Origin of the sequence: Enterobacter sp. DSM 30060, from assembly GCF_013375955.1 — a bacterium.
Taxonomy (GTDB): Bacteria; Pseudomonadota; Gammaproteobacteria; order Enterobacterales; family Enterobacteriaceae; genus Enterobacter; species Enterobacter intestinihominis.
Genome location: NZ_CP056118.1, coordinates 3,062,523 through 3,080,487, shown reverse-complemented (window position 1 = coordinate 3,080,487; position 17,965 = coordinate 3,062,523). Strand labels below are relative to the sequence as shown.

Here is a 17,965-nt window from a genome sequence, read left to right as displayed (position 1 = left end):
GGGCGGGATCTCCTGCCCTCTCGATTGTCGGGAAGCATGGACAGACTATACGTTGAGTGGTCGTTCCCCACTCAGCGCAAAAATTGAGCTTCTCACCAATCTTCGAGGGTAGCGCTGCTACCCTCTTTTTTCTGGAGTTTACTATGTCAATTGACTGGAACTGGGGCATCTTTCTGCAACAAGCCCCGTTCGGCAACACCACCTATCTCGGCTGGCTGTGGAGCGGCTTTCAGGTTACCGTTGCGTTATCGATAACGGCGTGGATTATCGCGTTTCTTGTCGGTTCGCTGTTCGGTATTCTGCGTACCGTCCCTAACCGTTTTCTCTCTTCGATTGGCACGCTCTATGTGGAACTGTTCCGTAACGTTCCGCTGATCGTGCAGTTCTTTACCTGGTATCTGGTGATCCCGGAACTGCTGCCGGAAGATCTCGGCATGTGGTTCAAGGCCGAGCTGGATCCTAACGTACAATTCTTTGTCTCCTCCATGCTGTGTCTGGGACTGTTCACCGCTGCGCGCGTCTGCGAGCAGGTGCGTGCCGCCATACAGTCACTGCCACGCGGACAAAAGAATGCGGCACTGGCGATGGGCCTGACCCTGCCACAAGCCTACCGTTACGTACTGCTGCCTAACGCTTACCGCGTCATCGTTCCGCCGATGACCTCCGAGATGATGAACCTGGTAAAAAACTCGGCCATCGCCTCAACCATTGGTCTGGTAGATATGGCGGCGCAGGCGGGCAAACTGCTGGATTACTCCGCTCACGCATGGGAATCCTTCACGGCAATCACGCTCGCCTATGTTCTGATTAACGCTTTCATCATGCTGGTGATGAACCTGGTTGAACGCAAAGTACGCCTGCCGGGCAATCTGGGGGGCAAATAATGTACGAATTTGACTGGAGTTCCATTGTTCCCTCCATGCCTTATCTGCTGGATGGCCTGGCGATCACCTTAAAGATCACCGTAATCGCCATTATCGTTGGTATTGTCTGGGGCACCCTGCTGGCAGTGATGCGCCTGTCGAGCTTTAAGCCGCTCGCCTGGTTTGCTACGGCTTACGTTAACGTGTTCCGCTCCATTCCACTGGTCATGGTGCTGTTGTGGTTTTACCTGATTGTTCCCGGCTTTTTACAGAACGTGCTGGGACTGTCGCCGAAAACCGATATCCGCCTGATCTCTGCCATGGTGGCATTCTCCATGTTTGAAGCCGCCTACTACTCCGAGATCATCCGCGCAGGTATTCAGAGTATCTCGCGCGGGCAGTCCAGCGCTGCGCTGGCGCTCGGTATGACGCACTGGCAGTCCATGAAGCTCATTATTCTGCCGCAGGCGTTTCGCGCCATGGTTCCGCTGCTGCTGACGCAGGGCATCGTCCTGTTCCAGGATACCTCCCTGGTCTACGTGCTGAGCCTGGCAGACTTCTTCCGTACCGCCTCCACCATTGGCGAACGTGACGGAACGCAGGTTGAGATGATCCTCTTCGCAGGCGGGGTCTATTTTGTGATTAGTTTAAGCGCATCGCTGTTGGTCAGCTGGCTGAAGAAAAGGACCGTATAATGATTTCCCTGAAAAATGTTTCTAAATGGTATGGGCACTTTCAGGTGCTGACCGACTGCTCAACAGAAGTGAAAAAAGGCGATGTGGTGGTGGTATGCGGCCCGTCCGGCTCCGGTAAGTCGACGCTTATCAAAACCGTTAATGGGCTGGAACCTGTCCAGCAGGGCGAGATTGTCGTTAACGGCACCAAAGTGAATGACCGCAAAACCAACCTTGCCCAGCTTCGCTCCCACGTTGGGATGGTGTTCCAGCATTTTGAGCTGTTCCCTCACCTCTCCATCATTGAGAACCTGACGCTGGCGCAGGTGAAAGTGCTGAAGCGCGACAAAAAAGCGGCGCGTGAAAAGGGACTGAAGTTGCTGGAACGCGTCGGGCTGTCTGCGCATGCGGATAAGTTCCCTGCGCAGCTTTCAGGTGGCCAACAGCAGCGCGTGGCAATCGCGCGTGCGCTGTGCATGGATCCGGTGGCGATGCTGTTTGATGAGCCGACGTCCGCGCTCGATCCTGAGATGATCAACGAAGTGCTGGACGTTATGGTGGAACTGGCGCACGAAGGGATGACCATGATGGTGGTGACGCACGAAATGGGCTTCGCCCGTAAAGTGGCCAACCGTGTGATCTTCATGGATGAAGGGAAAATTGTTGAAGACTCACCGAAAGAAGAGTTCTTCGCAAATCCTAAATCTGAACGTGCAAAAGACTTCCTCGCCAAAATCCTGCATTAATCTTTTTAGTGCGCAATCTGTGGATTGCGCACTGCTTCACGCTTTAGATCTCTTTTTCTATTCGGCGTCACATCGCAGCGTTAACCTTGTCACAAATAATGCTAAGAATGGAGAACGCCATGGCACAGCCTATTATTCTCGACTGCGATCCGGGTCATGATGACGCGATCGCACTCGTCCTTGCTCTTGCCTCCCCTGAACTGGACGTAAAAGCTGTCACCTCCTCTGCAGGGAACCAGACGCCGGATAAAACCCTGCGAAACGTGTTGCGCATGTTAACGCTGCTAAAACGCACCGATATTCCGGTCGCAGGTGGCGCCATTAAGCCGCTAATGCGCGAGCTGATCATTGCGGATAACGTTCACGGTGAAAGTGGGCTAGATGGCCCGGCGCTGCCGGAGCCGGGTTTCGCACCACAAAACTGTACTGCCGTCGAGCTCATGGCGAAAGTTCTGCGTGAAAGCGCAGAGCCCGTGACGCTGGTGGCGACCGGCCCGCAGACCAACGTAGCGCTGCTGCTGAACAGCCATCCTGAACTGCACAGCAATATCGCCCGTATCGTCATCATGGGCGGGGCAATGGGGCTGGGGAACTGGACGCCAGCCGCGGAGTTCAACATCTTTGTTGACCCGGAAGCCGCAGAAATCGTCTTCCAGTCGGGCCTGCCGATTGTGATGGCGGGGCTGGACGTTACCCACCGCGCACAAATTATGGCGCAGGACATCGAACGATTTCGTACTGTGGGTAACCCGGTTGCAACAACCGTGGCAGAGCTGCTCGATTTCTTTATGGTGTATCACAAAGCCGAGAAGTGGGGATTCCACGGCGCCCCGCTGCATGACCCATGCACCATCGCCTGGCTACTGAAGCCGGAAATGTTTACCACGGTCGAGCGTTGGGTTGGTGTGGAAACACAGGGGAAATATACCCAGGGAATGACGGTGGTGGACTATTACTCGCTGACGGGAAACAAGCCGAATACCACAGTGATGGTGGATATCGATCGGGAAGCGTTTGTGGATTTGCTGGCGGAGAGGCTGGCTTATTATTCTGCGGCCTGATGCCCTCACCCACAGGGAGAGGGAGCAGACACTAAAAACGGCAACGACGTTGCCGTTTTGCTTTTACCTACGGCTCAAACGGCCGACGCTGGAACTGGTCGTGCCCGCATTTCGGACACAGCGACAGCACCTCCGGCGTATAAACGGCGATATGGTGGTGGCACTTCTCACACACCAGGTTCCCCAGCCCCACCACTTCGCCGCTGTGATAGACACCGTGGTGGTTTAAATCCTGGAACACCTCGCGCCACTCCAGTTGGGTTTTATCGGTAATATCCGCCAGCTCCTGCCACAGGCTCTCTTTAATTACCCGCATAAAAACACTGTCGGCGATTTCGTCCTGGCTCTCTTCATAGCTTCGCGCAAACTCTTCCAGGTCGCGGCGCACGGCGCGCGTCACCTCTTCCACTTCGGTTCGCGATAACTCACCCGTTTGCGTCACGCGTGCGCGTGCCTGTTCGACCAACGCGTCGATATCACGCTCGCCATTACGCAGCCTTTCCGTCAGAGTCGCTACCAGTTCACGGTAAAATTGAGCAACCTTGTTCATCATTTTGCCTCCCGGGTAAGTAACTGTCTCTAATAATAGACCTTATTTCGTCGCCGCTTTGTCAGGTGAAGCACAGACCCGGTAAATTCCTGCAAAGTGCATTTGCGTGAAAGGCTGTTTTGACGCGGGCGTTTGGGCTATGCTATGCGGATCTGAATTACCACATCCATTGGCTACATTTGTAGCTGTATTGAACACAGGACCACTGGCTGCCATGCAAGAGCAATACCGCCCGGAAGAGATAGAATCAAAAGTCCAGCAACACTGGGACGAGAAGCGCACCTTTGAAGTAACCGAAGACGAGAGCAAAGAGAAGTATTACTGCCTGTCGATGCTTCCCTATCCTTCTGGTCGACTACACATGGGCCACGTGCGTAACTACACCATCGGTGACGTGATTGCACGCTACCAGCGTATGCTGGGCAAAAACGTACTTCAGCCTATCGGCTGGGATGCGTTCGGCCTGCCTGCTGAAGGCGCGGCGGTGAAAAACAACACGGCACCGGCTCCGTGGACGTACGACAACATCGCGTACATGAAAAACCAGCTGAAAATGCTGGGCTTTGGCTATGACTGGAGCCGCGAGCTGGCAACCTGTACCCCGGAATACTACCGCTGGGAGCAGAAGTTCTTCACCGAGCTGTATAAAAAAGGCCTGGTCTACAAGAAAACGTCCGCCGTTAACTGGTGCCCGAACGACCAGACCGTTCTCGCGAACGAGCAGGTTATCGATGGCTGCTGCTGGCGCTGTGACACCAAAGTAGAGCGTAAAGAGATCCCGCAGTGGTTTATCAAAATCACCGCCTACGCTGACGAGCTGCTGAACGATCTGGATAATCTGGATCACTGGCCTGACACCGTTAAGACCATGCAGCGCAACTGGATCGGCCGTTCCGAAGGTGTGGAAATTACCTTTAACGTAGAAAACTACGACCAGACGCTGACCGTCTACACCACCCGTCCGGACACCTTCATGGGCGCGACCTACCTGGCCGTGGCCGCAGGTCATCCGCTGGCGCAAAAAGCGGCGGAAAACAATCCGGAGCTGGCGACCTTTATCGACGAATGCCGCAACACGAAAGTGGCCGAAGCCGACATGGCGACGATGGAGAAAAAAGGCGTTGATACCGGCTTCAAAGCGATCCACCCGCTGACGGGCGAAGCGATCCCTGTCTGGGCCGCCAACTTCGTACTGATGGAATACGGCACAGGCGCCGTGATGGCCGTGCCGGGTCACGATCAGCGTGACTACGAATTTGCCACCAAATACGGCCTGACCATCAAGCCTGTGATCCTGGCGGCTGACGGTTCTGAACCCGATCTCTCTGAGCAAGCGCTGACTGAAAAAGGCACCCTGTTTAACTCCGGTGAGTTCAGCGGCCTGAGCTTCGAAGAGGGCTTCAACGCCATCGCCGACAAACTGGCCTCCCTGGGCGTGGGCGAGCGTAAAGTGAACTACCGTCTGCGCGACTGGGGCGTTTCCCGTCAGCGTTACTGGGGTGCGCCAATCCCAATGGTGACCCTGGAAGACGGCACCGTGATGCCAACGCCGGAAGATCAGCTGCCGGTGATCCTGCCGGAAGACGTGGTCATGGACGGCATCACCAGCCCGATCAAAGCCGATCCTGAGTGGGCAAAAACCACCGTCAACGGTCAGCCAGCGCTGCGTGAAACCGACACCTTTGACACCTTTATGGAATCCTCCTGGTACTATGCGCGCTACACCTGCCCGCAGTACAAAGAAGGCATGCTGGATTCCGATGCTGCAAACTACTGGCTGCCGGTAGACATCTATATCGGTGGCATTGAACACGCCATCATGCACCTGCTCTACTTCCGCTTCTTCCACAAACTGATGCGTGACGCAGGCCTGGTCAACTCCGACGAACCGGCAAAACAGCTGCTGTGTCAGGGTATGGTGCTGGCAGATGCGTTCTACTACGTTGGCGCGAACGGTGAACGTAACTGGGTTTCTCCGGTTGATGCGATTGTGGAGCGCGACGAGAAAGGCCGTATCGTGAAGGCGAAAGACGCCGAAGGTCATGAACTGGTTTATACCGGCATGAGCAAGATGTCCAAGTCTAAAAATAACGGTATCGACCCGCAGGTGATGGTTGAGCGTTACGGCGCTGACACCGTGCGTCTGTTCATGATTTTCGCCTCCCCGGCAGATATGACGCTGGAATGGCAGGAATCCGGCGTTGAAGGGGCAAACCGCTTCCTGAAACGCGTCTGGAAACTGGTTTACGAGCACACCTCACAAGGTGATGCGCCAGCGCTGAACGTGGCTGCACTGAGCGAAGATCAGCAGGCGCTGCGTCGTGATGTTCATAAAACCATTGCGAAAGTCACCGATGATATTGGTCGTCGTCAGACCTTCAATACCGCAATTGCGGCTATTATGGAACTGATGAACAAGCTGGCGAAAGCCCCGCAGGACGGCGAGCAGGATCGCGCGTTAATGCGCGAAGCGCTGCTGGCGGTCGTTCGCATGCTGAACCCGTTCACGCCGCACGTTAGCTTCACCCTGTGGCAGGAGCTGAAAGGCGAAGGGGATATCGACAACGCGCCGTGGCCAGTGGCGGATGAATCCGCTATGGTGGAAAACACCACGCTGGTTGTGGTGCAGGTTAACGGTAAAGTGCGCGGTAAAATTACCGTCGCGGTCGACGCAACCGAAGAACAGGTTCGCGAGCGCGCAGGCCAGGAGCATCTGGTCGCGAAATACCTTGAGGGCGTTACCGTACGTAAAGTGATCTACGTACCCGGTAAACTGCTGAATCTGGTCGTTGGCTAAGCGCGGGAGGAAACGTGCGACACCTGGCAACAATACTCTTATCTCTGGCGGTGCTGGTCACCGCTGGCTGCGGCTGGCACCTGCGCAATACCACGGCAGTGCCTGCTCAGATGAAAACAATGATCTTCGACTCATCCGATCCGAATGGACCGCTGAGCCGGGCCATTCGTAACCAGCTGCGTTTGAACGATGTTGAGCTGATCGAGAAGGGAACCCTGCGTCAGGATGTTCCTTCGCTCCGCGTCCTGAAATCAACGCTGTCACAAGACACGGCATCGATCTTCCAGGATGGACGAACCGCGGAATATCAAATGGTGCTTACCGTTGATGCGGCCGTTTTAATGCCAGGTAAAGATATTTACCCTATCAATACCAAAGTCTACCGCTCGTTCTTCGATAACCCGCAGACGGCCCTGGCAAAAGACGCCGAACAGCAGATTATCATCAAGGAAATGTATGATAAGGCCGCGGAGCAACTGATCCGCAGACTGCCTGCCATTGCCGCGTCGACGAAAAAAGGCGCTGACGTTATCGAAACACCGGATGCCAGCACGCCGGATATGCCAACGTCGCTGGGTAACTGATGATCAGGTTGTATCCTGAACAACTCCGCGCGCAGCTCAACGAAGGGCTGCGCGCGGCCTATCTGCTACTCGGCAATGACCCCCTGTTACTTCAGGAAAGCCTTGATGCGGTTCGCCATGCGGCAGCCGCGCAGGGTTTCGATGAGCATCATACGTTCCAGATCGATAACAGTACCGACTGGAACGCTATCTTCTCGCTTTGTCAGGCCATGAGCCTGTTTGCCTCTCGTCAGACAATCCAGATCGTGCTGCCAGAGAATGGTCCTAACGCGGCCATCAATGAACAGCTGACCATGCTGGTGAGTTTATTACACGGCGATCTGCTGCTTATCGTACGCGGTAACAAGTTCACGAAAGCGCAGGAAAACGCGACCTGGTTTACCCAGCTTGCTACCAATGCGGTACTGGTCACCTGCCAGACGCCAGAACAGGCGCATCTGCCAAAATGGGTTGCCGCGCGCGCAAAGCTGCACAATCTGCAACTGGATGATGCCGCCAGCCAGCTCCTTTGCTATTGCTATGAAGGCAACCTTCTGGCACTGGCGCAGGCGCTGGACAGGCTCGCCCTGCTGTGGCCCGATGGCAAGCTGACGCTACCGCGCGTGGAACAGGCGGTGAATGATGCCGCGCACTTTACTCCCTTCCACTGGGTTGATGCGCTGCTGTCGGCGAAAAGTAAGCGAGCCCTGCACATACTGCAACAGCTGCGCCTGGAAGGGAGTGAGCCGGTCATTCTGCTCCGCACGCTCCAGCGCGAATTACTGCTGCTGAACAACCTTAAACGTCAGTCGGTACATACGCCCCTGCGCGCCTTATTCGATAAACATCGCGTCTGGCAGAACCGTCGGGCGATGACCACGGAGGCGATAAACCGCCTGAGCCAGGAGCAGTTGCGTCAGGCAGTGCAACTTCTGATGCGCGCCGAACTGACGTTAAAACAGGACTACGGCCAGTCTGTCTGGGCGGAGCTGGAGAGCCTCTCTTTGCTGCTCTGCCATAAGGCGCTGGCAGACGTATTTATCGATGGGTGATATGCATTCTTTACAGGCAATGTATGGCGGGACCTTCGACCCGGTACACTATGGGCATCTTAAGCCGGTAGAAATCCTCGCGAATTTGATTGGGTTGCAACGGGTAATCATCATGCCCAACAATGTTCCTCCGCATCGTCCTCAGCCAGAAGCAACCAGCGAGCAGCGCAAAGCGATGCTCGCGCTGGCTATCGCAGATAAGCCTCTCTTCACGCTGGATGAGCGCGAATTGCGCAGGGATACCCCTTCCTGGACATCGCAAACGCTGCGGGAGTGGCGCGCTGAGCAGGGGCCCATGCAACCGCTGGCGTTTATCATCGGCCAGGATTCCTTGCTCAACTTTCCCAGCTGGTACCAGTACGAAACCATTCTGGAAAACAGTCATCTGCTGGTCTGCCGCCGCCCGGGCTACCCGTTGACCATGCGCGATGCGCAGCATCAGCAGTGGCTTGACGCGCATCTGACGGACAATATAGAAGACCTGCACAGTCTACCCGCCGGGAAAATTTACCTCGCTGAAACGCCGTGGTTTGATATTTCCGCGACCCTCATCCGCGAGCGTCTCCAGCAGGGTTTAGACTGTGACGATCTCCTGCCCTCGCCCGTGCTGGCCTATATCCACGCACACGGTTTGTATCAGAAAAGTACAGATGCCTGATCATCACCGGCGAAATTGTCTGTTAATGTTTATCCTGCCTTGACAGGCTAAGCCATACTGATATCCTCCGCTGCCAGACTTTCCCGCCGATCGCTGCTTTACAGAAATTGTTTTACAAAAATGGCGATGCAATCTCAGGCGGAGGGTGGGATGATACCCGCCTTCAAAAGCCGGGCGGTGACATTTGTCCCGCGACTGGCGTCAGTTCAGGTATACTGACTGGCCACGAATTCATAGTTGTACTATCTCATTCACCCAGGGGGAAAACTTGCAGGGTAAAGCACTCCAGGATTTTGTTATCGACAAAATTGATGACCTGAAAGGTCAGGACATCATCGCTATCGACGTTAAGGGTAAATCCAGCATCACCGACTGCATGATCATCTGCACCGGGACCTCAACTCGTCACGTTGTTTCGATTGCTGACCATGTTGTTCAGGAATCGCGCGCGGCAGGGCTGCTTCCGCTGGGCGTTGAAGGTGAAGCGACCGCTGACTGGGTGGTTGTCGATCTCGGCGATGTGATTGTCCACGTCATGCAGGAAGAGAGCCGTCGCCTGTATGAGCTGGAAAAACTCTGGGGTTAATGCGTGAAGTTGCAACTGGTCGCCGTCGGCACCAAAATGCCGGACTGGGTACAAACCGGTTTTACTGAGTATCTGCGTCGTTTCCCAAAAGATATGCCGTTCGAACTGGTGGAGATCCCAGCAGGAAAGCGCGGCAAGAACGCAGATATCAAACGTATTCTCGATAAAGAGGGAGAGCTGATGCTGGCTGCCGCAGGCAAAAACCGCATCGTGACCCTCGATATCCCGGGAAAACCCTGGGATACGCCGCAGCTGGCGCACGAACTGGAGCGCTGGAAGCAGGATGGTCGTGATGTCAGTCTGTTGATTGGCGGACCAGAGGGGTTATCTCCCGCCTGCAAAGCGGCAGCAGAACAAAGTTGGTCACTCTCGGCGCTGACGTTGCCCCACCCGCTTGTGCGGGTTCTCGTGGCAGAAAGTTTGTATCGCGCATGGAGCATCACTACCAACCACCCTTATCACCGCGAGTAATGACAGACCAGGGTAATTTAAGCAGCGGATGAAACTACAGAATTCTTTTCGCGACTATACGGCTGAGTCCGCGCTGTTTGTGCGCCGGGCGCTGGTCGCCTTTACGGGGATTTTGCTGCTTACCGGCGTGCTGATCGCCAACCTCTATAATCTGCAAATTGTCCGCTATACCGATTACCAGACCCGCTCAAACGAAAACCGTATCAAGCTGGTGCCCATCGCGCCCAGCCGCGGCATTATCTACGATCGTAACGGCACCCCGCTGGCGCTAAACCGCACCATCTACCAGATAGAGATGATGCCGGAGAAAGTGGATAACGTGCAGGATACGCTGAACGCGCTGAGAAGCGTTGTCGACCTGACTGATGACGACATCGCTGCGTTCAAAAAAGAGCGCGCACGTTCTCACCGCTTCACCTCTATTCCGGTAAAAACCAACCTGACGGAAGTGCAGGTCGCCCGTTTTGCCGTTAACCAGTACCGTTTCCCCGGTGTGGAAGTCAAAGGCTATAAACGTCGCTACTATCCTTACGGCTCCGCGCTGACGCACGTCATAGGCTACGTCTCCAAAATTAACGATAAAGACGTCGAACGCCTTGATAAAGACGGCAAGCTGGCTAACTACGCCGCAACCCATGATATTGGCAAGCTTGGGATTGAACGTTATTACGAAGATGTCCTGCACGGTCAGACCGGGTATGAAGAGGTTGAAGTTAACAACCGTGGCCGCGTGATCCGTCAGCTCAAAGAGGTTCCCCCACAGGCGGGACATGACGTTTATCTGACGCTCGACCTGAAGCTACAGCAGTATATCGAAACGCTGCTGGCGGGTAGCCGGGCCGCCGTGATCGTGACCGACCCGCGTACCGGCGGTATTCTGGCGATGGTTTCTATGCCAAGCTACGATCCGAACCTCTTCGTGGATGGCATCTCCAGCAAGGATTACTCCGGCCTGCTCAACGATCCAAACACCCCGCTGGTGAACCGCGCCACGCAGGGGGTTTATCCTCCAGCCTCAACGGTAAAACCGTATGTCGCCGTTTCTGCGCTGAGCGCGGGCGTCATTACTCGTAATACCAGTCTGTTTGACCCTGGCTGGTGGCAGTTGCCTGGCTCTGAAAAACGCTACCGTGACTGGAAAAAATGGGGTCACGGCCATCTGAACGTGACCAAATCACTGGAGGAGTCGGCGGATACCTTCTTCTATCAGGTCGCCTACGACATGGGTATTGATCGTCTGTCTGAATGGATGAGCAAATTCGGCTACGGACATTACACCGGTATAGATTTGGCGGAAGAACGTTCCGGCAACATGCCAACCCGCGAATGGAAGCTGAAGCGCTTTAAAAAACCCTGGTATCAGGGTGATACCATTCCGGTGGGCATCGGCCAGGGCTACTGGACGGCAACGCCGCTGCAAATGAACAAGGCGATGATGATCCTCATCAACGATGGCGTTGTGAAAGTACCGCACCTGCTGCAAAGCACCGTAGAAGACGGCAAAAAAGTGCCATGGATACAGCCGCACGAGCCGCCGGTGGGTGACATTCATTCCGGGTACTGGGAAATCGCGAAAGACGGGATGTATGGCGTAGCCAACCGCCCTAACGGGACGGCGCACAAATATTTCGCTGGCGCACCGTATAAGGTTGCCGCGAAATCAGGTACGGCTCAGGTCTTCGGTCTGAAAGCGAATGAAACCTATAACGCACATAAAATTGCCGAACGTCTGCGTGACCACAAGCTCATGACGGCGTTTGCCCCTTATGATAACCCGCAGGTTGCGGTGGCGATGATTCTTGAGAACGGCGGCGCTGGCCCGGCGGTGGGTACCATCATGCGTCAAATCCTCGACCACATCATGCTGGGTGATAACAACACCGAACTGCCAGCTGAAAACCCGGCAGCCGCTGCGGCGGAGGACCAATAATCATGACGGATAATCCGAATAAAAAATCGCTGTGGGACAAGATCCACATCGACCCTGCCATGCTGCTGATCCTGCTGGCTCTGCTGGTGTACAGCGCCCTCGTTATCTGGAGCGCCAGCGGCCAGGATATCGGCATGATGGAGCGTAAAGTTGGCCAGATCGCCATGGGTCTGGTCATTATGGTGGTGATGGCGCAAATACCACCGCGCGTGTATGAGGGCTGGGCGCCCTATCTCTATATTTTCTGTATCATTTTGCTGGTGGCAGTAGATGCGTTCGGTGCTATCTCGAAGGGGGCGCAACGCTGGCTGGATCTGGGGATTGTCCGCTTCCAGCCGTCAGAAATCGCCAAAATCGCCGTTCCGCTGATGGTGGCGCGCTTCATTAACCGCGACGTCTGCCCGCCGTCGTTGAAGAATACCGCCATTGCGCTGGTGCTAATTTTCCTGCCGACGCTGCTCGTGGCCGCACAGCCTGACCTCGGTACCTCGATTCTCATCGCCCTCTCCGGCCTGTTCGTCCTGTTCCTGTCCGGCCTGAGCTGGCGTCTGATCGGCATCGCGGTGGTCCTGCTGGCTGCCTTTATTCCTATTCTCTGGTTCTTCCTGATGCATGATTACCAGCGCCAGCGCGTGATGATGCTGCTCGATCCCGAGACCGATCCGCTGGGCGCAGGCTATCATATTATTCAGTCGAAGATTGCGATTGGCTCCGGCGGCCTGCGCGGAAAAGGCTGGCTGCACGGGACACAGTCGCAGCTCGAATTTTTACCGGAACGCCACACCGACTTTATCTTTGCCGTTCTGGCTGAGGAGTTAGGGCTGGTTGGCATTCTGGTGCTGCTTGCACTCTACGTGCTGTTGATCATGCGTGGGCTCTACATTGCCGCACGCGCGCAGACCACCTTTGGCCGGGTTATGGCGGGTGGATTAATGTTGATTTTGTTCGTTTATGTCTTCGTAAATATTGGTATGGTGAGTGGTATTCTGCCGGTTGTTGGCGTACCGCTGCCGCTGGTGAGTTACGGGGGCTCGGCACTGATCGTGTTGATGGCCGGGTTTGGTATCGTCATGTCGATCCATACCCACAGGAAAATGTTGTCCAAAAGCGTATAAAAATAAGGGGATCGCAATGCGTAAGCAGTGGCTGGGGATCTGCATCGCAGCAAGTTTACTTGCCGCCTGTACAAGTGATGATGGTCAGCAACAGGCAACCGTCGCGCCGCCGCAGCCTGCGGTCTGTAATGGCCCGATTGTTGAAATTAGCGGTGCCGATCCCGTTTATGAACCGCTGAACGCCAGCGTGAATCAGGATTATCAGCGCGACGGTAAAAGCTATAAAATCGTTCAGGATCCTTCCCGTTTCAGCCAGGCCGGCTTTGCTGCCATCTATGACGCTGAGCCAGGCAGCAATCTGACCGCGTCAGGTGAAACCTTCGATCCGATGCAGATCACGGCGGCACACCCGACACTGCCTATTCCAAGCTATGCGCGCATCACTAACCTGGCGAATGGCCGGATGATCGTGGTACGTATCAACGATCGTGGCCCTTACGGCAACGATCGCGTGATCTCCCTGTCACGCGCGGCAGCCGACCGTCTGAATACCTCAAATAATACAAAAGTGCGTATCGACCCGATTATCGTGGCGCAGGATGGTTCGCTGTCTGGCCCGGGCACGGCCTGTACCACGGTCGCGAAACAGACCTACGCCCTGCCCGCACGCCCGGATCTAAGCGGTGGTATGGGGGGCGCTTCAATGCCAGCAGAGCCCGCGCAGCCGCAGGGTGAAGTGCACGCCATCAGCAACGATACGCTACAAAGTGAAGATGCGACAGGCGCCCCGGTGAAAAGCAGTGGTTTCCTTGGTGCACCCACCACGTTAGCGCCGGGCGTGATTGAATCAAATGAACCTGCCCCAGCGCCTGCGCCCGTTGTTGCTGCACCCGCTACACAACCCGCCCCGGTGACCGCACCGGCTGCTACGCAGACTGCGGCGCCTGCGACGGCGAGCGGCAGCTACGTGGTTCAGGTTGGCGCCGTCAGCGATCGGGCCCGTGCAGAGCAGTATCAGCAGCGTTTAAGCCAGCAGTTTGGCGTGCCAGGCCGCGTTGAGCAAAACGGTGCGGTATGGCGTATCCAGATGGGTCCGTTTGCCAGCAAATCGCAGGCAGCGTCCCTGCAACAGCGTTTGCAGAGCGAGGCGCAGCTCCAGTCGTTTATCGCTGTTGCGAAGTAATTAATCGGTGGTATCCGAAATGTCAGTTTGTGTAAACCACGTTAACACTCTCATGATGAAAGTCGGATGCCTGCCCGTATAGCATTTGCTATAGTAAGGCACTTTTTTTAATACCATCACGGATGTCGTAGTTCTGACCATGAAGACCACTTTTTCTGCTCGTTTTGTGCAGCGCATGGCGCTGACCACGGCCCTTTGCGCTGCTGCGTTCTCCGCAGCTCACGCGGATGACCTGAACATCAAGACCATGATCCCTGGCGTTCCGCAGATCGACGCGGAATCCTACATCCTGATTGATTACAACTCCGGCAAAGTTCTGGCAGAACAGAACGCCGATGCCCGCCGCGACCCGGCCAGCCTGACCAAAATGATGACCAGCTATGTTATCGGCCAGGCCATGAAAGCGGGTAAATTTAAAGAAACCGATCTGGTGACTATCGGTAACGATGCGTGGGCAACCGGCAACCCGGTGTTCAAAGGTTCATCGCTGATGTTCCTGAAGCCAGGCATGCAGGTTCCGGTCTCTCAACTTATCCGTGGCATCAACTTGCAGTCCGGTAACGACGCCTGCGTGGCAATGGCCGATTTTGCAGCGGGCAGCCAGGACGCGTTTGTGGGCCTGATGAACAGCTACGTCTCTGCGCTGGGCCTGAAAAACAGCCACTTCCAGACCGTTCACGGCCTGGACGCCGAAGGTCAGTACAGCTCCGCGCGTGACATGGCGCTGATCGGTCAGGCGCTGATCCGCGATGTGCCAAACGAGTACTCTATCTACAAAGAGAAAGAGTTCACCTTCAACGGTATTCGTCAGACCAACCGTAACGGCCTGCTGTGGGACAATAGCCTGAACGTCGACGGCATCAAAACTGGTCACACCGACAAAGCCGGCTATAACCTGGTGGCTTCTGCCACTGAAGGCCAGATGCGTCTGATCTCTGCCGTGATGGGGGGCCGCACGTTTAAAGGACGCGAAACGGAAAGTAAAAAACTGCTGACCTGGGGCTTCCGCTTCTTCGAAACCGTGAATCCGCTGAAAGCCGGTAAAGAATTTGCCTCTGAACCTGTCTGGTTTGGCGATAACGACCGTGCTTCCCTGGGTGTGGACAAAGATCTCTATCTGACGATCCCACGCGGTCGTATGAAAGATCTGAAAGCCAGCTACGTGCTGAATACCACCGAGCTGCACGCCCCGCTGCAAAAGAATCAGGTCGTGGGTACCATCAACTTCCAGCTGGATGGCAAAACCATCGATCAGCGCCCGCTGGTGGTGCTGGAGGAAATTCCTGAAGGCAATTTCTTCGGCAAAATCATTGATTACATTAAGCTGATGTTCCATCACTGGTTTGGTTAAAAATTGAACACTTGAAAGTGTGATTTTGATCCCCATATACTACGTATCAGTAAAACTCCCGCCCCGTGGCGGGAGTTATTATTTTTTATACACACGCCGGAGCTGACATGAAAACCAAACTTAACGAACTGCTTGAATTCCCTACCCCTTTTACTTACAAAGTAATGGGTCTGGCGAAACCTGAGCTGGTTGATCAGGTGGTTGAAGTGGTACAGCGCCATGCGCCGGGCGACTACTCTCCATCAGTCAAACCGAGCAGCAAAGGTAACTACCACTCGGTCTCAATCACCATCACTGCGACACACATTGAGCAGGTTGAGACGCTGTACGAAGAGCTCGGCAATATTGAAATTGTTCGTATGGTGCTGTAGTCCTTCTGCGGTTACCCGGTTTGCCGGGTAACCCACTTCCCCGCTGTGATATACTCCCCGTACCTATTCTCCCTTGTCTTCGGAGACATCCTTTTGTACCAGGATAAAATTCTTGTCCGCCATCTTGGGCTACAGCCTTACGAGCCTGTCTCTCAGGCTATGCATGACTTTACCGACAGGCGCGATGACACCACGCCTGATGAAATCTGGCTGGTTGAACACCTGCCGGTGTTCACTCAAGGCCAGGCAGGAAAAGCCGAACATTTATTGATGACGGGCGATATCCCGGTGATCCAGAGCGATCGCGGTGGACAGGTGACCTACCACGGCCCGGGCCAGCAGGTGATGTATGTTCTGCTTAACCTGAAACGCAGAAAGCTGGGCGTGCGTGAGCTCGTGACCTTACTGGAGCAAACCGTGGTGAATACGCTGGCTGAGTACGATATTGACGCTCACCCTCGCGCCGATGCCCCGGGCGTTTATGTGGGAGAGATGAAGATCTGTTCGCTGGGGCTGCGTATCCGCAAAGGCTGCTCGTTCCACGGGCTGGCGCTGAATATCAATATGGATTTGGCCCCCTTCCAGCGCATCAACCCATGTGGGTATGCCGGTATGGAAATGACGCAAATGCGCCAATGGGTCGATACCGCCACGCCTGACAATATCCGGCCCGTGCTTCTGAATAACTTTTTAGCACTGCTTAACAATCCCTCCTACGAATATATTGCTGCTTAACTTACCTCGGACAGTGGCTCAATTATTTGACCAGCCACTGCTTAATTACCGCATTTACGCTTTACAATAAACCGCATATTCTATATTTTCGAGTCGCCCATATATTAGCGTCACATATTAATTAGAACCTTAATAGAACCATCGCCGGGTTTCGTGTAACGTGCGTGACAATCACCCAACTGCTTGTTTTCGATAAATAATGGAAACTTACTAAACACTTTACGAATCTCTGCAAGCATAATAAATAAATTCAACTATCATTCATATTGTGAATGGATACGGAGTAAGAGCGTGGAGCCTACTAATTTACCAGCCAAACGCCTGAATGAAACCAGCGGCGAAGATAAGCCGCAAATTTTTCGGACTTTACGTAATATTGATCTCAATTTATTGACTATTTTTGAGGCGGTATATGTCCATAAAGGTATCGTTAATGCTGCGAAAATTCTTAATCTCACGCCCTCTGCTATTAGCCAGTCAATTCAAAAATTGCGCGCGATATTTCCCGATCCGTTATTTATTCGTAAAGGCCAGGGCGTAACCCCAACCGCGTACGCCACCCATCTGCACGAGTACATCAGCCAGGGTCTGGAATCAATACTGGGCGCGCTGGATCTCACCGGCAGTTACGATAAGCAACGAACTATCACCATAGGCACCTCTCCCTCAGTGGGCGTTCTGGTCATGCCGGCCATCTATCAGGCGGTGAAACAGCATGCGCCACAGTTGCTTATCCGCAACGTGCCCGTCACCGATCCGGAAACACAGCTGGCGCAATTCCAGACGGACCTGATCATCGACGGCAATAGCTTTACGGCCAGAGCGTTAGGGCATAACGTACTTTATACCGACACTCTGGCGCTCGTTTGTCGTCAGGCTCACCCTGCGTTGAGCGCACCTTTGACGCCAGAAAATTTGCGCCATTACGAACATGCGACATTTATGTCCGAAGGACAGGGTCAGGATCCGCTGCGACAACGTATTGACGAACTCTTCCCGGATCGTCCGATCAGCTTTAGCAGTTACAATATGTTTACCCTCGCGGCCCTGATTGGCAGCAGCGACTTGCTCTGTATCATGCCTGTGCGTCTCTTCACTTTGCTTCAAAAGTGCTGGCCACTGGAGAGCATTCCATTAAGTCAACTTACGACGGAATCTATTGAAATCTCACTGCATTACAACAAGCTAAGCCTGCGCGATCCGGTGCTGGAAAACGTCATCAATGTGATCCGCCAGACTTTTTGATCCGCCTTTCAGCGTATGGCCCTGCCGCATGCGGGGCAAAAGGCACAAAACAACAACTATTTTACAAATTGGCG

Annotated in this window: 18 protein-coding genes; 17 read left to right on the top strand and 1 reads right to left on the bottom strand. The window is 54.6% G+C overall.

The annotated features are described in order from the left end of the window. The first annotated feature begins 143 nt into the window (after positions 1-143). From gltJ to rihA, 4 genes are all read left to right on the top strand, one after another. Positions 144-884 (top strand): glutamate/aspartate ABC transporter permease GltJ, encoded by a 741-nt coding sequence (gene gltJ, locus HWQ15_RS14610; RefSeq protein WP_015571133.1) that lies wholly within the window; start codon positions 144-146, stop codon positions 882-884. Beyond that, a complete protein-coding gene (gltK, locus tag HWQ15_RS14605) occupies positions 884-1,558 on the top strand; it encodes a glutamate/aspartate ABC transporter permease GltK (protein WP_022647437.1) in 675 nt (224 codons plus the stop codon). Before gltJ ends, gltK begins: the two co-directional genes overlap by 1 nt. Continuing rightward, positions 1,558-2,283 (top strand): amino acid ABC transporter ATP-binding protein, encoded by a 726-nt coding sequence (locus HWQ15_RS14600; protein ID WP_006809622.1) that lies wholly within the window; start codon positions 1,558-1,560, stop codon positions 2,281-2,283. The genes gltK and HWQ15_RS14600 overlap by 1 nt, the downstream gene beginning before the upstream one ends. A 119-nt stretch (positions 2,284-2,402) precedes the next feature. Then, the gene (rihA, locus tag HWQ15_RS14595) at positions 2,403-3,344 is read left to right on the top strand and encodes a pyrimidine-specific ribonucleoside hydrolase RihA (protein WP_063149492.1); all 942 of its coding nucleotides are present in this window, start codon (positions 2,403-2,405) and stop codon (positions 3,342-3,344) included. 67 nt (positions 3,345-3,411) lie between these two features. Here the strand turns inward: rihA and HWQ15_RS14590 are convergent, their stop codons facing one another. Then, a complete protein-coding gene (locus HWQ15_RS14590) occupies positions 3,412-3,894 on the bottom strand; it encodes a zinc ribbon-containing protein (RefSeq protein ID WP_032621827.1) in 483 nt (160 codons plus the stop codon). Between the two features lie 214 nt (positions 3,895-4,108). Between HWQ15_RS14590 and leuS the strand changes: the two genes are divergently transcribed. The 13 genes from leuS (at position 4,109) to HWQ15_RS14525 (ending at position 17,891) form a co-directional block, all read left to right on the top strand. Further along, a complete protein-coding gene (leuS, locus tag HWQ15_RS14585; RefSeq protein ID WP_063216350.1) occupies positions 4,109-6,691 on the top strand; it encodes a leucine--tRNA ligase in 2,583 nt (860 codons plus the stop codon). 14 nt (positions 6,692-6,705) lie between these two features. Next, positions 6,706-7,275, top strand: coding sequence for an LPS assembly lipoprotein LptE (lptE, locus tag HWQ15_RS14580; RefSeq protein WP_022647432.1), 570 nt, complete (start codon positions 6,706-6,708; stop codon positions 7,273-7,275). Further along, complete coding sequence (gene holA / locus HWQ15_RS14575; protein ID WP_063149491.1) at positions 7,275-8,306, top strand: DNA polymerase III subunit delta; 1,032 nt, start codon at positions 7,275-7,277, stop codon at positions 8,304-8,306. Before lptE ends, holA begins: the two co-directional genes overlap by 1 nt. Continuing rightward, on the top strand, positions 8,299-8,964 hold the full coding sequence (gene nadD, locus HWQ15_RS14570) for a nicotinate-nucleotide adenylyltransferase (RefSeq protein ID WP_023299589.1): 666 nt from the start codon (positions 8,299-8,301) through the stop codon (positions 8,962-8,964). The genes holA and nadD overlap by 8 nt, the downstream gene beginning before the upstream one ends. Positions 8,965-9,232: 268 nt before the next feature. Beyond that, the gene (gene rsfS, locus HWQ15_RS14565) at positions 9,233-9,550 is read left to right on the top strand and encodes a ribosome silencing factor (RefSeq protein ID WP_003858696.1); all 318 of its coding nucleotides are present in this window, start codon (positions 9,233-9,235) and stop codon (positions 9,548-9,550) included. A gap of 3 nt (positions 9,551-9,553) precedes the next feature. Beyond that, positions 9,554-10,021 (top strand): 23S rRNA (pseudouridine(1915)-N(3))-methyltransferase RlmH, encoded by a 468-nt coding sequence (rlmH, locus tag HWQ15_RS14560; protein ID WP_003858701.1) that lies wholly within the window; start codon positions 9,554-9,556, stop codon positions 10,019-10,021. A 28-nt stretch (positions 10,022-10,049) separates the two neighbouring features. Further along, a complete protein-coding gene (mrdA, locus tag HWQ15_RS14555; protein ID WP_015571138.1) occupies positions 10,050-11,951 on the top strand; it encodes a peptidoglycan DD-transpeptidase MrdA in 1,902 nt (633 codons plus the stop codon). Between the two features lie 2 nt (positions 11,952-11,953). Next, entirely contained in the window at positions 11,954-13,066 is a 1,113-nt protein-coding gene (mrdB, locus tag HWQ15_RS14550) for a peptidoglycan glycosyltransferase MrdB (RefSeq protein WP_022647428.1), read from the top strand. Between the two features lie 16 nt (positions 13,067-13,082). Then, on the top strand, positions 13,083-14,189 hold the full coding sequence (gene rlpA / locus HWQ15_RS14545; protein ID WP_023305687.1) for an endolytic peptidoglycan transglycosylase RlpA: 1,107 nt from the start codon (positions 13,083-13,085) through the stop codon (positions 14,187-14,189). Between the two features lie 139 nt (positions 14,190-14,328). Next, a complete protein-coding gene (gene dacA, locus HWQ15_RS14540; RefSeq protein ID WP_003858714.1) occupies positions 14,329-15,540 on the top strand; it encodes a D-alanyl-D-alanine carboxypeptidase DacA in 1,212 nt (403 codons plus the stop codon). A gap of 107 nt (positions 15,541-15,647) precedes the next feature. Beyond that, complete coding sequence (ybeD, locus tag HWQ15_RS14535; protein WP_003858718.1) at positions 15,648-15,911, top strand: DUF493 family protein YbeD; 264 nt, start codon at positions 15,648-15,650, stop codon at positions 15,909-15,911. 93 nt (positions 15,912-16,004) lie between these two features. After that, complete coding sequence (gene lipB / locus HWQ15_RS14530; RefSeq protein WP_063149490.1) at positions 16,005-16,646, top strand: lipoyl(octanoyl) transferase LipB; 642 nt, start codon at positions 16,005-16,007, stop codon at positions 16,644-16,646. A 291-nt stretch (positions 16,647-16,937) separates the two neighbouring features. Continuing rightward, positions 16,938-17,891: a YbeF family transcriptional regulator gene (locus HWQ15_RS14525; protein ID WP_022647425.1), complete on the top strand. Its 954-nt coding sequence runs from the start codon at positions 16,938-16,940 to the stop codon at positions 17,889-17,891. Positions 17,892-17,965: the final 74 nt, after the last annotated feature.

Coding starts and splice junctions, on each gene's coding strand:
- gltJ (WP_015571133.1), top strand. CDS start 144: ATGTCAATTGACTGGAACTGGGGCATCTTTCTGCAACAAGCCCCGTTC.
- gltK (WP_022647437.1), top strand. CDS start 884: ATGTACGAATTTGACTGGAGTTCCATTGTTCCCTCCATGCCTTATCTG.
- HWQ15_RS14600 (WP_006809622.1), top strand. CDS start 1,558: ATGATTTCCCTGAAAAATGTTTCTAAATGGTATGGGCACTTTCAGGTG.
- rihA (WP_063149492.1), top strand. CDS start 2,403: ATGGCACAGCCTATTATTCTCGACTGCGATCCGGGTCATGATGACGCG.
- HWQ15_RS14590 (WP_032621827.1), bottom strand. CDS start 3,894: ATGAACAAGGTTGCTCAATTTTACCGTGAACTGGTAGCGACTCTGACG.
- leuS (WP_063216350.1), top strand. CDS start 4,109: ATGCAAGAGCAATACCGCCCGGAAGAGATAGAATCAAAAGTCCAGCAA.
- holA (WP_063149491.1), top strand. CDS start 7,275: ATGATCAGGTTGTATCCTGAACAACTCCGCGCGCAGCTCAACGAAGGG.
- nadD (WP_023299589.1), top strand. CDS start 8,299: ATGGGTGATATGCATTCTTTACAGGCAATGTATGGCGGGACCTTCGAC.
- mrdA (WP_015571138.1), top strand. CDS start 10,050: ATGAAACTACAGAATTCTTTTCGCGACTATACGGCTGAGTCCGCGCTG.
- mrdB (WP_022647428.1), top strand. CDS start 11,954: ATGACGGATAATCCGAATAAAAAATCGCTGTGGGACAAGATCCACATC.
- rlpA (WP_023305687.1), top strand. CDS start 13,083: ATGCGTAAGCAGTGGCTGGGGATCTGCATCGCAGCAAGTTTACTTGCC.
- dacA (WP_003858714.1), top strand. CDS start 14,329: ATGAAGACCACTTTTTCTGCTCGTTTTGTGCAGCGCATGGCGCTGACC.
- ybeD (WP_003858718.1), top strand. CDS start 15,648: ATGAAAACCAAACTTAACGAACTGCTTGAATTCCCTACCCCTTTTACT.